This is a genomic window from Mesorhizobium sp. WSM3866 (assembly GCF_002294795.1).
GTDB lineage: Bacteria > Pseudomonadota > Alphaproteobacteria > Rhizobiales > Rhizobiaceae > Mesorhizobium.
On sequence record NZ_NSGC01000002.1, the window covers coordinates 335,482 to 349,998 of the forward strand.

The 14,517-nt window shown below is 64.8% G+C and carries 13 protein-coding genes; 6 read left to right on the plus strand and 7 right to left on the minus strand.

Annotated features, from left to right (window positions below):
• Window positions 1-77: 77 nt before the first annotated feature.
• From purH to htpX, 4 genes are all read right to left on the minus strand, one after another.
• Window positions 78-1,694 carry a bifunctional phosphoribosylaminoimidazolecarboxamide formyltransferase/IMP cyclohydrolase gene (gene purH / locus CK222_RS05825; protein ID WP_095799704.1) on the minus strand — a complete coding sequence of 539 codons (1,617 nt, stop codon included), beginning with the start codon at window positions 1,692-1,694 and terminating at the stop codon, window positions 78-80.
• A gap of 96 nt (window positions 1,695-1,790) precedes the next feature.
• Window positions 1,791-3,515 carry a heparinase II/III family protein gene (locus CK222_RS05830; protein WP_095799705.1) on the minus strand — a complete coding sequence of 575 codons (1,725 nt, stop codon included), beginning with the start codon at window positions 3,513-3,515 and terminating at the stop codon, window positions 1,791-1,793.
• Window positions 3,516-3,662: 147 nt separating this feature from the next.
• Entirely contained in the window at window positions 3,663-5,048 is a 1,386-nt protein-coding gene (locus CK222_RS05835; protein WP_245432964.1) for an RsmB/NOP family class I SAM-dependent RNA methyltransferase, read from the minus strand.
• Window positions 5,039-6,052 carry a zinc metalloprotease HtpX gene (gene htpX / locus CK222_RS05840; RefSeq protein WP_095799707.1) on the minus strand — a complete coding sequence of 338 codons (1,014 nt, stop codon included), beginning with the start codon at window positions 6,050-6,052 and terminating at the stop codon, window positions 5,039-5,041. Before htpX ends, CK222_RS05835 begins: the two co-directional genes overlap by 10 nt.
• 105 nt (window positions 6,053-6,157) lie before the next feature.
• Here htpX and CK222_RS05845 point away from each other — a divergent pair, with 105 nt between their 5' ends.
• The gene (locus CK222_RS05845; protein WP_067324941.1) at window positions 6,158-6,367 is read left to right on the plus strand and encodes a DUF1674 domain-containing protein; all 210 of its coding nucleotides are present in this window, start codon (window positions 6,158-6,160) and stop codon (window positions 6,365-6,367) included.
• 101 nt (window positions 6,368-6,468) lie between these two features.
• On the opposite strand, the gene CK222_RS05850 is transcribed toward CK222_RS05845, so the two are convergent.
• Window positions 6,469-7,134 (minus strand): HAD-IA family hydrolase, encoded by a 666-nt coding sequence (locus tag CK222_RS05850; protein ID WP_067324943.1) that lies wholly within the window; start codon window positions 7,132-7,134, stop codon window positions 6,469-6,471.
• 81 nt (window positions 7,135-7,215) lie between these two features.
• On the opposite strand from CK222_RS05850, the gene CK222_RS33340 reads away from it, so the two are divergent.
• From CK222_RS33340 to CK222_RS05865, 5 genes are all read left to right on the plus strand, one after another.
• Entirely contained in the window at window positions 7,216-7,341 is a 126-nt protein-coding gene (locus CK222_RS33340; RefSeq protein WP_278057108.1) for a hypothetical protein, read from the plus strand.
• Entirely contained in the window at window positions 7,341-8,210 is an 870-nt protein-coding gene (locus tag CK222_RS05855) for a transglutaminase family protein (protein ID WP_095799708.1), read from the plus strand. The genes CK222_RS33340 and CK222_RS05855 overlap by 1 nt, the downstream gene beginning before the upstream one ends.
• Window positions 8,211-8,511: 301 nt before the next feature.
• Entirely contained in the window at window positions 8,512-9,024 is a 513-nt protein-coding gene (locus CK222_RS33515; RefSeq protein ID WP_348628801.1) for a TadE/TadG family type IV pilus assembly protein, read from the plus strand.
• A complete protein-coding gene (locus CK222_RS05860; protein WP_348628802.1) occupies window positions 8,909-9,928 on the plus strand; it encodes a hypothetical protein in 1,020 nt (339 codons plus the stop codon). Before CK222_RS33515 ends, CK222_RS05860 begins: the two co-directional genes overlap by 116 nt.
• A gap of 405 nt (window positions 9,929-10,333) precedes the next feature.
• Window positions 10,334-11,602, plus strand: coding sequence for a cyclopropane-fatty-acyl-phospholipid synthase family protein (locus CK222_RS05865; RefSeq protein ID WP_095799709.1), 1,269 nt, complete (start codon window positions 10,334-10,336; stop codon window positions 11,600-11,602).
• Window positions 11,603-11,615: 13 nt separating this feature from the next.
• On the opposite strand, the gene CK222_RS05870 is transcribed toward CK222_RS05865, so the two are convergent.
• The gene (locus CK222_RS05870) at window positions 11,616-12,362 is read right to left on the minus strand and encodes an MOSC N-terminal beta barrel domain-containing protein (RefSeq protein WP_095799710.1); all 747 of its coding nucleotides are present in this window, start codon (window positions 12,360-12,362) and stop codon (window positions 11,616-11,618) included.
• Window positions 12,362-14,317, minus strand: a complete 1,956-nt coding sequence (acs, locus tag CK222_RS05875) for an acetate--CoA ligase (protein WP_095799711.1) — start codon at window positions 14,315-14,317, stop codon at window positions 12,362-12,364. Before acs ends, CK222_RS05870 begins: the two co-directional genes overlap by 1 nt.
• Window positions 14,318-14,517 lie beyond the last annotated feature (200 nt).

Genomic DNA, 14,517 nt, shown 5'->3' on the forward strand with positions numbered 1-14,517 from the left:
TCGGCGCCATCACCCCGCCCCGGTGCGCTCGCAGGCGAGCGCACCGACCCTCCCCATCGAGGGGAGGGTAGTGGCACTCAATGCCTGAAGTGCCGCACGCCGGTGAACACCATGGCGATGCCGTGCTCGTCGGCGGCGGCGATCACGTCCTCGTCGCGCATCGAGCCGCCGGGCTGGATCACGGCCGTGGCGCCGGCCTCGATGGCCGACAGCAGGCCGTCGGCGAAGGGGAAGAAGGCGTCGGAAGCGACGACCGAACCCCTGGTCAGCGGCTCGGCCAGGCCAGCCGCCTCGGCAGCGTCGAGCGCCTTGCGGGCGGCGATGCGCGAGGAATCGACGCGGCTCATCTGGCCGGCGCCGATGCCGACGGTCGAGCCGTCCTTGACGTAGACGATGGCGTTCGACTTGACGTGCTTGGCGACGCGGAAGGCAAATTTAAGGTCGGCCATCTCGGCCGGAGTCGGCGCGCGTTTCGTCACCACCTTGAGCTCGAGGTCGTCGACCACCGCATTGTCCCGGCTTTGCACCAACAGCCCGCCGGCGACCGATTTGGCGACCGTGCCGGCGGCGCGCGGGTCGGGCAGACCGCCGGTGACCAGAAGGCGCAAGTTCTTCTTCGCCGCTATGATCGCCGCGGCCTCATCGGTGGCATCGGGCGCGATGATGACCTCGGTGAAGGTCTTCACGATCTCTTCCGCTGCCTCGGCGTCGAGGATGCGGTTCATGGCGACGATGCCGCCATAGGCCGAGACCGGATCGCAGGCCAGCGCCTTTGCGTAAGCCGCCTTCAGCGTCGCGCCCTCGGCGACGCCACACGGGTTGGCGTGCTTGATGATGGCTATCGCCGCTGACCGGGTCGGATCGAATTCACCGACCAGCTCGAAGGCGGCGTCGGTATCGTTGATGTTGTTGTAGGAAAGCTGCTTGCCCTGCAGCTGCCTGGCGGTCGCGACGCCCGGGCGCTTGTCGCCGGAGAGATAGAAGCCGGCGCCCTGATGCGGGTTCTCGCCATAGCGCATCACCTGGTCGAGACGGCCGCCGAAGGCCCGCCAGGTCGGATGCTCGATTTCGAGCGTGTCGGCAAACCAGCCGGAGATCGCCGCATCGTAGGTCGCGGTGCGAGCAAAGGCCTTCGCCGCCAGCTTCTTGCGGAAATCGAGCGACAGCGAGCCGAGATTCATCTCGAGCGCGTTGAGCACCGAGGCGTAGTCGGCAGGGTCGGTGACGATGGCGACATAGGCGTGGTTCTTGGCCGAGGCGCGGATCATCGCCGGGCCGCCGATGTCGATGTTTTCCACGATCGAGGCGTAGCCCGCGCCGGAGCGGCGGACCTCCTCGAACGGGTAGAGGTTGGACACGACGAGGTCGATCGGCTGGATGTGGTGGTCGTGCATCGCTTTCGCGTGCTCGGCGTCGTCGCGCACGCCGAGCAGGGCGCCATGCACCGAGGGATGCAAGGTCTTGACGCGACCGTCCATGATCTCGGGAAAGCCGGTCAGCTCCGAAACATCGCGTACGGCCAGGCCGGCCGCGGCGATCTCCTTCGCGGTGCCGCCGGTGGAGACCAGCTCGACGCCGGCGGCGGCAAGGGCTTTGGCAAAGTCGATCAAACCGGTCTTGTCGAAAACGGAAAGCAGCGCGCGGCGAATCGGAACGAGGTCGGGCGCCGGAATGTTCTTGGCGGGGACGGCCATGGCTGGCGGCCTTTCAAGGCTGGTTGGGAACGTTCGCGGGCCGTAGCATATGAGGCTCGGAAATCAAGCGCGCAACTCGGGTTCCTTGGCCGCGAATCAATTGTTCTCGGGATAGCCGGCGACGGCGGCGCGCGTCAGCTGCCAGTGCACCTCGGCGATCTCCGAGGCCTTGAAGGCAAGCACGATCTGCCGGCTGCGGCGCGGTCCGCCGAGCCCGGCGAAATAGATCGATTCCTCGATCTCGGGCGCCACTTCGGCACAAGTGAACACCCAGGTGTCGCCCTGGGCGGCCGCCAGGGTCAGGCGGTCCTGCTCGTCGTGCAGCAGGCCGATGTCGGGATGGATATGGAAGCGCACGGTGACGAAGTCGCGGCCATTGTTGCGGATCGCCGCACCTCCGGGGCGAAGGAAGCGGTCGCGGCCGGTCAGCACATTGCCGTTCTCCGCCAGCTTCACCTCCCGCTCGTGCAGCAAGCCGAAGCGCGCGGCATAGCCGTCGTGGCGCGCGACAAAGCCCTGCACACCCTTCTGGTCGATGCGCTTGCAGGGCACATGCTGCGGGCCGCCGATCAGCGGCGAGCCGAGCAGGTCGCTGACCCGCAACGAGTGACTGAAGCGCGCCGAGGACGTGTCGTTGACGGTGGCTGTCGAATGCGCGGCGGTGGCGCGGGCGAGCGGCCGGAATTCGGCGGCGCCATAGGTATCGATGCCTGCGTTGACGATGAAATGCTGGCGCCCGGAGGAAAGCTCGAAGGCGAGGCAGCCGGCATGCGCCGCGTTGGAGATGTCGACAGGCGGCGGCAGGCCGGTGTCGGCAATCACCGTGACGCCGCCCATCGACAGGCGCTCATAGCCGGAATGGGGCGCGTGCAGCAGCGGCGCGCCGACCGTGTCGTCATGACGCAGGATGGTGGCGATGCGATCGTGGATGGTGGCGCCCATGCCGTTGAAGCGGGCAAGGCTGCCGTCCTGGTGGCGGAAGAAGCGCAGCGCCGGCAGCATGCGGTCGATGGCGTTGATCAGCGCCGGCGGCGGCGCCTCCGCCTGGTTGGCATAGGTCTGGCGCAACGGCAGAAGGTCGGCGAGCAATTCCAGCACCGTCATCGGGTTGCGCGAGATGTGACCGCCGTCCGGCAGGATCTGGTGGTCGAGCTCCTCGGCCAGGTTGCGCGTGGCGGCGCGCAGCGCCGAGGCCGGCGCGGGTAGCGACAGGGTGGAGAAGGCGAGCGCGATGCGAGCGCGCAGCCTGTCCTTGCCGTCCGGCATCTCGCGCGCCATCGATCTGAGATAACGGATCTGCATGGCGAGCGATTTGAGGAAGGCGCGGTAGAACGGGAATTCGGCGCCTTGCAGCACGACCGAGGAATGCTGCAGCCAGGCAATCACCCGCTTGGCTGTCGTGCCAGGCTCCCAGGCGACGCCCGATATCTGGTTGCCGTGCATGACGATCCAGTCCGAGACCAGGGCGCGAGCATTGGCGGCGGCGAGCTCGGTGCCGGCAGCGCGCATATGGCGCAGCCAGCGGAAGCCGTGCAGCGACTTTTGCCAGCCGCGATTGGGCACATTGATCTGGAAAGGCGATTTGCCGCCGGTCTCGACCATGTGGCCGGACAGCGGATAGCGGCCATAGTAGATTTCGAGCGCGATCTGCGGGTCGGCGAGCCTCAGATCCGGCGGCGCGATGAGGACGCGCTCGGGCGTGCGGCCGGAATAACGCCAGCGATAGATAGGGCCGGCACGAAGGCGCCGGCGCGTTTTGCGCCAGAACTCCCTCGCGACAAGCGTCCAAAGACGCGTCGTGCTGCCGGCAGCAAGTGCCAAAACCCCTCCTGATAGTCGTCAGCCCCTAAGCACAAGCTTATATGATTCAAGAACTTATGCGAAGGCGGATTCCACGAAGTGAACCCCTTCACGCGGCCATGACCTGGGCATCGCTAAAAAAGTCGGCAAGATTTATGCAATAACGTCCTAAATCGTCCTTCTCATCCGGGCGGCAAAGAAGCCGTCGAGCCCCGAAACCCCCGGTGAATTCAGCACCAAATCGGCGGGGGTGGTGCGCAGCGTGCCATCGGGCGTGAGGAAGGGATCGAGGCCGGCGAATTCACCCGCTTGGATCGGATCGGCGATCACGCCGCGAGTTCCGGCAAGGAAGACGCGATAAAGCTCCTCGCCCTCGATCGGGTCGAGCGAGCAATTGGAAAAGACGAGCCGTCCGCCCGGTTTGACGAGAGTGGCGGCGTGAGCGAGCAGGCGCCGCTGCAGCGTGGCGAGCTTCTCGACATCGGCCATGGTTTTGGTCCACGGCACGTCGGGATGCCGGCGCACGGTGCCGGTCGAGGAGCAGGGCGCGTCGAGCAGCACGGCGTCGAACGGCTCCGCCGGCCGGTAGTCGAGCAGGTCGGTGTGCGCCAGTTCGGCCGAAAGGCCGAGGCGTTTTAGGTTCTCACCCAGCCTGGCCAGCCGGTTCTTTGAACTGTCGACGGCGGTGACGTTCGCGCCGGCGAGGATCAGCTGGGCCGTCTTGCCGCCGGGCGCGGCGCAAAGATCGGCGATGCGTTGTCCCTCGATGGCGCCGAAAAGGCGCGCGGGCAGGGCTGCCGCCGCATCCTGCACCCACCAGGCGCCGTCGGCGAAGCCGGGCAGATCGGTGACGCCGGTCTGCAGCTTCTCGACGCGCACCGTGCCGGTCGGCAGCACGATGCCGCCCAGCTTCTCCGCCCAGAGCGAAGGGTCGGTTTTAACGGTGAAATCGACTGGAGCCTCATGGCGATGGGCAGCAAGAATGGCCTCCGCCCTGGCGGCGCCATAGGCTGTGGCCAGTCGGTCTGCGAACCACTGGGGCGCCTCGGTCGTCGCGGCGAGCGTCGGCGCCAGCTCGGCGCCCTTGGCACGCGCCAGCGAGCGCAGCACGCCGTTGACGAGACCGGAGAAACGCAGCGTGCGTGGGTCGGACTTGGCGTGGGTGACGGCGAGGTCGACGGCGGCGCTGTCGGGGATGTCGAGAAACAGGATCTGCGCGGCGGCCACGTGCAGGATGTGCGAGAGCACGGTGGCGTTGGCCGGCAACGGCCTTTCCAGACGCCTTGCAAGCAGTCCGGCAATGGTCATGCGGTGGCGCAGCGCCGTGACCAGAATGGCGCGCACCAATGCGCGGTCGCGCTGGTCGAGCGCCTTGTATTGCGGGTGGCCGTGCTCGTTGTCGGTCAGGCCGTCGAGCGGGGTATGGGCATCGATGACGGCGGCAAGCAGGCGGGCGGCCGCCTTGCGCGCCGCGAGGCCGGCGACCGTTTCGCTCGCACTTGCGTCACCTCTGCCTTGGGTTTGCGGTCGGCGCTTCGCTCCGCTCACGACCACGGATCTTTGGATCCTGTGCCGCGGGGGCCGGTCGGGTTGCGACCCCAGGGATTGCGCTTCGGCCGCTCCGGCTCGGCCGGCTGGCTCCATGGTCCTGCCTGCGGCTCGTCCGGCTGGCCTGGCGCAGGGGCTTCGCGCCGCGCGGCTTGGGCGGCACCGCTCATCTCGCGCGCCATCTGCTGCAGGGCGGCGATGCGGTTCTCTGTGCTCGGGTGGGTCGAGAACAGATTGTCCATGCGCTCACCGTGCAACGGATTGATGATGAACAGATGTGCCATCGCCGGATTTCGCTCGGCATCCGGATTGGGAATGCGCTCGGCGCCGCGCGCGATCTTGTCGAGCGCCGAGGCGAGCCACAACGGATTTCCGCAAATTTCGGCGCCGCGCCGGTCGGCCTCGTATTCGCGGGTGCGGCTCACCGCCATTTGCACGATCATGGCGGCAAAGGGCGCAACGAGCATGGCGACAAGCACGCCGACGAAGCCCAGCGGATTGTTGTTTTCGCGGCTGCCGCCGAAGAAGAAGGCGAAATTGCCGAGCATCGAGATCGCGCCGGCAAGCGTCGCGACAATCGTCATGGTAAGCGTGTCGCGATGCTGCACATGGGCGAGTTCATGCGCCATCACCGCCGCGACCTCTTCGTGGCTGAGCCGCTCCAGCAGGCCGGTCGATGCGGCTACAGCGGCGTTTTCGGGATTGCGGCCAGTGGCGAAGGCGTTCGGCTGCGGACTGTCGATCAGATAGGTCTTCGGCATCGGCAGGCCGGCCTGCTTGGCCAGCGCCTCAACGATCGCATAATATTCGGGAGCGTTCCTCTCGTCGACCTCGATGGCGCGGTTCATCGACAGCACCATCTTGTCGGCATTCCAGTAGCTGAACAGGTTCATGCCGGCGGCCAACAGCAAGGCGATCACCATGCCGCCGGTGCCGCCGATCAGAAAGCCGACGCCCATGAACAGCGCGGTCATCGCAGCAAGGAGCATGGCGGTGCGAAGCGTATTCATCGTCTCTTCCGTCTGGCGTGGTGGCGAATAGGGGTCGATCCTGCCATTGTCATGGCTATATGATGGGAAAGGCGGGTCCCCGTTTCAATCGGCAGGAAGCATCGCATGACCGATCAACCCAACAAAACCGAAGGCGCCAAGCCGCAAAGGACGCTGTCGCCTGAGGCGCAACGCGCATTGGCGGAAGCGGAAGCCAGGCGGAAGGCATACCGCGAGGCGGAAGCCCGCCTGCCGAAAGAGTTCGGCGGACGCGGCGGCAAGGAACCCGGGCGCTACGGCGACTGGGAGGTGAAGGGTCTGGCCACTGATTTTTAATGACACTCAAGGCGCGTCGCGCTGAAGCGGATTCAGGCGACGCGCTTAAGTCATTGTTCGTGCTGTCGTCTTCGCAAAACCGCTGCACACCGCGACATGCATCAGGCCGCGTCGCGCTGCGGCTCGATGATCATCCAGCCATCGTCGTCAGTGGCGACGCCGAGCGCATCGTAGGTGGCGATGCTGGCGTGCTGCGTCACGACCGGATGGACATGCGTGGCGCTGATCACCATCACCGAGGCGCCGGAGGCTTCGCCCGCGGCGATGCCGGCCGGGGCATCCTCGAAGACGAGGCAATCGCGCGCCTCGACGCCGAGACGCTTTGCCGCCAAAAGAAAACAGTCGGGCGCCGGCTTGCCGCGGGTGACGTCCTCGGCCGAGACCATGATGGCGGGCACCGGAATGCCGGCCGCCGCCATACGCAGCAGCGCGAGTTCCCGCGGCGCCGAGGTGACGACCGCCCAGCGCTCCGGCGGCAGCGACTTGAGAAACGCCACAGCACCCGGAATCGGAACGATGCCCTCGAGGTCGGCCGCCTCGGCCTCGAGCAGCGCATCGGCTTCCACGACGGGATCGACGCCGGGAAGCTTCAGCGCGGCGATGGTCTCGATCGCGCGCTTGCCGTGGATAGTCGGCAGGAAGCTCGCGACGTCGAGGCCGTGACGGCGAGCCCACTTGGTCCACACGCGTTCCGCCGCGGCGATCGAATTGAGGACCGTGCCGTCCATGTCGAAAAGGAAAGCGGCGAACTTTCTGCCTGGGAACATCGGATATCCTGGGGGAATCGTTTTCGGGGAGCGCGAAACGCACCGCTATCCTAACCTCCGAAGCGGAGCCTGCAAAGGCGCATGCCGGCATTTCGACTCGCCGCCGGAACAACGCTCCTCATTGCGGCGTTCTCCAACCAGTCTTGCAAGACCACCAACAAGGGCAAGACCACCAACAAGGGCAAGACCACCAACAAGGGGAAGTGATGCTGATCAGGCTCGGCTACGAAATCGCCATCGAATGCGATGCCGCGACGCCGATCATCGCGCTTCTCGACATCCACCCGGATCGCCATGCCGACATCAAGCGGCAGACTCGCTTTCTCACCTCGCCTTCGGTGCCGACGACCACCTATCGCGACAGCCATGGCAATATCTGCCGCCGCTTCACGGCGCCGGCCGGCGGTTTCCGCATCCTCTTTGATGGGGTGGTCGAGGACACCGGCGAGGCCGACGAGATCAACACGCTGGCGCGCGAAATGCCGGTGGCGGACCTCCCGGACGAGGTGCTCGTCTACCTGCTCGGCAGCCGCTATTGCGAAACCGATCACCTCAGCAACCTCGCCTGGGAGCTGTTCGGCCACCTGCCGCCCGGCTGGGCGCGCGCGCAGGCGATCGTCGACTATGTCCATAGCCGGCTTTCGTTCGGCTACGGCTATGCCCGCGCCACCCGCACGGCGGCGCAGGCGCATGAGGAGCGCGTCGGCGTTTGCCGCGATTTCGCGCATCTCGCGATAGCGCTCTGCCGCGCGATGAACATTCCAGCGCGCTATGTGAACGGCTATCTCGGCGACATCGGCGTGCCGGCCGATCCGGCGCCGATGGATTTCTCAGCCTGGATGGAAGTGTTCCTTGACGGGAAATGGTACGCGTTCGATCCGCGCCACAATCGTCCAAGGATCGGCCGCGTCGTGATCGCGCGCGGCCGCGACGCCACCGACGTGCCGCTGCTGCACAGCTTCGGCCCGCATCGGCTTACCCTGTTCAAGGTGTGGACCTATGAGCAGCAAGGCAATCTGTTCAAGCCGCCGCATCACGGCATCGACAGGACCGCGAGCGCCCAGATGCTCGCGTAAGCCAGGCGGCTGTTTCACTGCGGCGCCAGCACCAGCGCTGACCCGCTTTGGCACAGGGCGCACTGTGCCGAAGCGGGAAGGGCCGCAATGGCTCCGCCACTCATGGTAAGCGCTTTATGAACGGCATTTCCCTATTGTGTTTCCATTTACCCGCCATTCACCTTCCTGTCTGCCGTGTTCCAGCAGAAACAATGAGTTAGCTGTCGCTCCGCGCTTTCGAACAGAAGGGTGGCCGTGTCTGGCCGAAATCCTGCAGCGCTTCCGTTGAGCGGCACCGAAGCCGCAGCAGGCGAGGGTGACGATGCGGCAGTTGAAAGGTCTCGCTCGTGGGGTGGACGGCTTTGCGCGGGATCGCGGAGGCAATTTCGCGGTTCTGTTTGGGGCTGCCGCATCGGTGCTGGCGCTGGGGGTGGGATTCGCAGTCAATATCGCGCAGGTCTACAATGCGAGATCGAGTCTGCAGAGCGTCGTCGATGCCGCTGTGACTTCGACGGCACGCGATCTCACCCTAGGCATCATCAAGGAAGCCGATGCCAACGCATCGGTACAGGCGTTTCTCGACGCCAACAGCGCGGCCGGCATCTTGCAGGCCGGCCAGATCGTGCTCGACAAGCTCACCATCGACAGGACATCGAAGACCGTGCAGGTGAATGCGCATGCCGATGTCGGCCTCTATTCCGCTGTTCAGCGTTGGCGATATGCAGCGTGTCGCCGCCTCGACCACCGCGCTCTATTCGGACAAGAAGATCGAGGTGGCGCTGATGCTCGACATCACCGGTTCCATGGCGGCCAACAAGCGCGCCAAGACCAATAAGATCGGCGACCTGCAGGCGGCCGCGTCGCAGACGGTCAAGGATCTCCTGGGACAGAACCGGGATCCCAGCGAGCCTCGGGTCCGGGTGGCGATCGTCCCCTATGCCGAGGCCGTCAACACTGGCGGCCTCGCCGACACCGTCTTCGTCGAGACCTCGACCGGACCGAAGCTGCCGCCGCCGATCGATGCGCCCCTTGCCGTTTCCGTGACGACCGCGCCTGACAAATGGGCCACCGAGCGCAAGGACAAGGACGGCTATGCCGATTATTCGTCCGACGGCCCGTATACGCTGTGGCAGGACAACAATGGCAGGACCTATCAGGCCAAGGTCAACCGCGACTACCGCATGAAAGTGTGTCCATCCGCGGCGCTGGTTCCGCTGACGGCCGATCAGGACAAGCTGCTCACGGCCATCGGTCATTTCCAAGCTGCGGGCGTGACGGCAGGTGGCATTGCCGCGCAATGGGGCTATTACATGCTTTCGCCGTCCTGGCGTTCGGCCATCGCCGATGCCCGCCTGGGCGCCGGTCCGGCGAATTTCGATCCGAAGAAAGTGGCAAAGATCGCCATCCTGATGACGGATGGCCAGTTCAACACCGCCTTTGCCCGCGGGCGCGGCACGTCCGCGTCCGACGACGAGGGCCGGAGGTCGCGCGCCAATGCCGAAGCCATTTGCGAGAATATGAAGCACGACGGCATAGAGGTCTTCACCATCGGCTTCGATCTCAACGATCCGTCGATGACGACGATCGAGAGGGATCAAGCGAGATCCGTATTGAAGGACTGTGCGACCGACGACACGTCGTCGCTGAAGCATTTTTACGAGGCCGCCACAGGCGCCGAACTGTCAGATGCCTTCGATCAGATCACCCGCAACATCGAGAAGCTCACCATCAATCGCTGATCCACAGGTCAGCCCGCAGAAGGAAAAGGCCGCCGCTTCTTGACGAAGCAGGCGGCCTTCCGTGTTTCCGTCCATGACGCGGCTCCTGGCGGCGACCCCTTCGGGTCACCTGCCGCGCGTCTCGCGCCTTAACGGGAAGACTGCTTCCCGGAAGTGCAATCCGCTGAGCTCACGTTATGGAAAACGAAATCACTCGACATCGGATCACCTCCTTTCGGTTTGTTGAACACAGCCAAATGATGGGGTGCGTCGCGGCAAAACACAAGATGACGCGACGGAATGGCCGTGCTCCGGACGAGGATCATCCTCGCGCGATGCTTTTGCGCAACAGATCGGGATTGCGGTCGACGGGCCGGTGGACGACAGTGGCGCTCGAGGGTCGGGTTGGCCGTATGGGAGGTGGGAATGGACGCCGCCGACAGAGCCGCGCGGATCGTACGCAGGGTCGTCGAGACGTTGAAGCCGGGTTTTGCGGTCAGGCTTTGGACCGGCGAGCGGATCGGGCCCGCCGGCGGTCCGGTGCTTGCCATCAACGATCAGGACATCGTCTGGCAACTGGTGCGGCGTCCCGCCTTCTCGACGCTTGTCGAGATGTGGATTTCCAAGACCGTCGACATCGAAGAGGGCACGCTGTTCGACTTCTACGCCGTGCCCTCGCAGGGCAAGCTCAAGACGAAGCTCAGATCATTGCCCAAGCTGGAGATCCTGCGCGACCTGCCGGTGGTGCTGTTCTCGCGAAAACAGATGACGGCGCGCAGCGATCTCTCCGGCCGCAACCCTTATGTCAGCGGGTCGAACAAGGAAGCGATCCAGCATCACTACGACATCTCGAATGCCTTCTACCGGCTCTTCCTTGACGAGCGCATGGTCTATAGCTGCGGCTATTTCAAGGATTTCGCCAACGGCATCGACCAGACGCAAGTCGACAAGCTCGACCATATCTGCCGCAAACTCAGGCTGAAGCCCGGCGAAAGGCTGCTCGACATCGGCTGCGGCTGGGGCGCGATGCTGATCCATGCGGCGAAGCATTACGGCGTCGTCGGCCATGGCGTCTCGCTGTCGCGGGCCCAGACGGAGCTTGCCCGCGAGCGCATCCGCGCCGAGGGTCTCGAGGACCGTATCACCATCGAGATCAAATCCTACGCCGAGCTCTCCGGCACGTTCGACAAGATATCGTCCATCGGCATGTTCGAGCATCTGGGTATCGCCAATCACGACGCCTACTTTTCGGCCGTCCATCGTCTGCTCAAGCCCGGCGGCGTCTATCTGCACCACGCCATCACCAGGCGCAGCAAGGGCGACATCCGCAAGACGTTGCGCAAGGGTCCGGAATACAAGGCGCTGATCAAATACATCTTCCCAGGTGGAGAGCTCGACACGATCGGCATGACGCTCGGCAATCTCGAGGCGCGTGGCTTCCTCGTCCATGATGTCGAGAACCTTCGCGAGCATTATCAGCGCACCTGCCGGCTGTGGGCCGAGCGTCTCCATGCGCGCTTCGACGAGGCGATCGCCGAGGTCGGCGAGGCGAAAGCTCGGCTATGGCTGCTCTATCTCACCGGCTGCTCGATCGCCTTCGAACGCGCCTCGGCGCAGATTTTCCAGACGGTCGCCACCAAGCGCGCGCGCGGACCAAGCGGCCTGCCGCCGACGCGTGAGGATTTGTATCGGTAGGGACAAAGGCGGGTCAGGCGAACCGCACCTCCGCGCCGATCTCGACGCGTGCCGGCCGGTCGACGGTGCAATAAACGCCGATATTGTGGGCGTTGTAGCGGACCAGGTTGCGCAGGATGCCGGGGTCGTTGTCGAAGCCGTCCTGGGCGATGATGGTGAAGCCGCAGCGGCGGCAGGGCTCGGAGATCGTGAGCAGCAGATCGCCGATCGCGAGCTTGCGGCCGAGCCATTCCGTCTCCGGGAAGGAGCCTTCCACCGGCTCCATGTCGACGACGATGTTGGGGCGAAAGCGGCGCGAATCTGGCACGCCTTGCGGATGCAGCGCCTTCAGCCGCGCCAGCGAGGCGGTGGTGAGCAGATGGATCGGCGTCCTGCTGTATCGCTCGGCCGTCAGCGAGCCGGCATAGCCCGGCGCGTGCTCGCGGAAGTAAGGCCGGATCGAGGCGTCGAAGCCAAGAAATCCGGAAAGAACCCGGTCGCTTTCCGGGTCGGGCGCCGGCAGCCAGTCGCCGCCGGGCACAGCCACTTCGAGCCGGCGGTCTTCGGTCAGCCGGGTGCGGATCAGCGGCACCTTGTGCCATTTCGGTCCGCGGTCCGGCCTGGCGATCTCGCCATCCGAGGCATCGACCAGGCCGAACAGCCGGTCGCCGTCGACAGTCGACGTGCCGACGGAGATGGTGTCCAGCCGCTCGCCGGCGAGCGAGCTCGCCGGATAGCGCCATAGCTGGCTGACGGTGCCGAGTGCGGACTGCGCGTTCATCAGGCCCTTTTATTCTGCCGGTTGGCAACGAGATCGTCGACCACGGCCGGATCGGCGAGCGTCGAGGTGTCGCCGAGCGCGCCGTAATCGTCCTCGGCGATCTTGCGCAGGATGCGCCGCATGATCTTGCCTGAACGGGTCTTGGGCAGGCCCGGCGCGAACTGGATCTTGTCGGGCGTTGCGATGGCGCCGATCTCCTTGCGGACATGGGCGACAAGCTCCTTGCGCAGATCCTCGCTCGACGTCGTGCCGGACATCAGCGTGACGTAGCAGTAGATTCCCTGACCCTTGATATCGTGCGGATAGCCGACGACGGCGGCTTCCGAGACCTTGTCGTGGCTGACCAGCGCCGATTCAACTTCCGCCGTGCCCATGCGGTGGCCTGAAACGTTGATGACGTCGTCGACGCGGCCGGTGATCCAGTAGTAGCCGTCGGCGTCACGGCGGCAGCCGTCGCCGGTGAAGTATTTGCCCTTGTAAGTCGAGAAATAGGTCTGCACGAAACGGTCGTGATCGCCATAGACGGTGCGCATCTGGCCGGGCCAGGAATCGGTGATGCAGAGATTGCCGTCGGCCGCGCCTTCCAGCACCTTGCCTTCGCCATCGACCAGCTGCGGCTTGACGCCGAAGAAGGGCCGTGTCGCCGAGCCGGCCTTAAGGTCGGTGGCGCCCGGCAGCGGCGTGATCAGGATGCCGCCGGTCTCGGTCTGCCACCATGTGTCGACGATCGGCACCTTGGCGTTGCCGACGACGTTGAAATACCACTCCCAGGCTTCCGGATTGATCGGCTCGCCGACCGTGCCCAGCACGCGCAGCGACTTGCGCGAGGTCTTCTTCACATGGGAATCGCCGGCGCCCATCAGGGCGCGCAGCGCCGTCGGCGCGGTGTAGAAGATGTTGACCTGGTGCTTGTCGACGACTTCCCAGAAGCGCGACTGCGACGGGTAGTTCGGCACGCCCTCGAACATCAGCGTCGTGGCGCCGTTGGCCAAAGGGCCATAGACGATGTAGCTGTGGCCGGTGACCCAGCCGACATCGGCGGTGCACCAGTAGATGTCGCCGTCATGGTAATCGAAGACATACTGGTGCGTCATCGAAACATAGACGAGATAGCCGGCGGTGGTGTGCAGCACGCCCTTCGGCTTGCCGGTTGAGCCCGATGTGTAGAGGATAAACAACGGGTCCTCCGCCTTCATCTTCTCGGGTTTGCAGTCGGCCTTAACGGTCGCGGCCTCATCGTGGTACCAGACGTCGCGGCCCGGCACCCAGCCGGTCTTGCCGCCGGTGCGTCGCACCACCACCACTTTTTCCACCTTGGTGCCGGCCTTGGCGGCGATGTCGATGGCCTTGTCGGTGTTGTCCTTCAGCGCAATCGGCTTGCCGCCGCGCAGGCCCTCGTCGGCGGTGATGACGATGGTCGACTTGCAGTCGTCGATGCGGCCGGCCAGCGCATCGGGCGAGAAGCCGCCGAAGACGACCGAATGGATGGCGCCGATACGCGTGCAGGCAAGCATCGCGTAAGCCGTTTCGGGGATCATCGGCATGTAGATGGTAACGCGGTCGCCCTTCTTGACGCCGTGCTTCTTCAGGACATTGGCGAAGCGGCAGACATGCGCATAGAGCTCGTTGTAGGTAATCTTCCTGTCATCGTAAGGGTTGTCGCCTTCCCAGATGATGGCGGTCTGGTTGCCGCGCTTCTTCAGATGCCGGTCGATGCAGTTGTAGGAAACATTGGTCTGGCCGTCCTCGAACCACTTGATCGAGACCTTGCCGTCGAAGGAAGTGTTCTTGACCTTGGTGAAGGGCTTGAACCAGTCGATGCGCTTGCCGTGCTTGCCCCAAAACTTGTCCGCGTTCTTCACGCTGTCGGCATACCATTTGAGATAGGTGTCGTTGTCGATCAGCGCGTTTTTCTTCCACGCCGGCTGGACGCGGTGGACATGGACATCGGACATTTTTTAGCTTTCCTCCGAAACCGTTCCGCCGGCTTGATGTGCCGACGGCATCACGGCGAAGCAGCCGTGAATTCGCGGCATTATTAACAGTTCCGCCGTGACGGCAATATTAGACGTTGGATTCGCGCGGCGGGATGACGCAGGGGCAAGTGCAAACGCCTGTCAGCACTCTCGCCCTAGGGCTGCTAACCGTCTGTTTT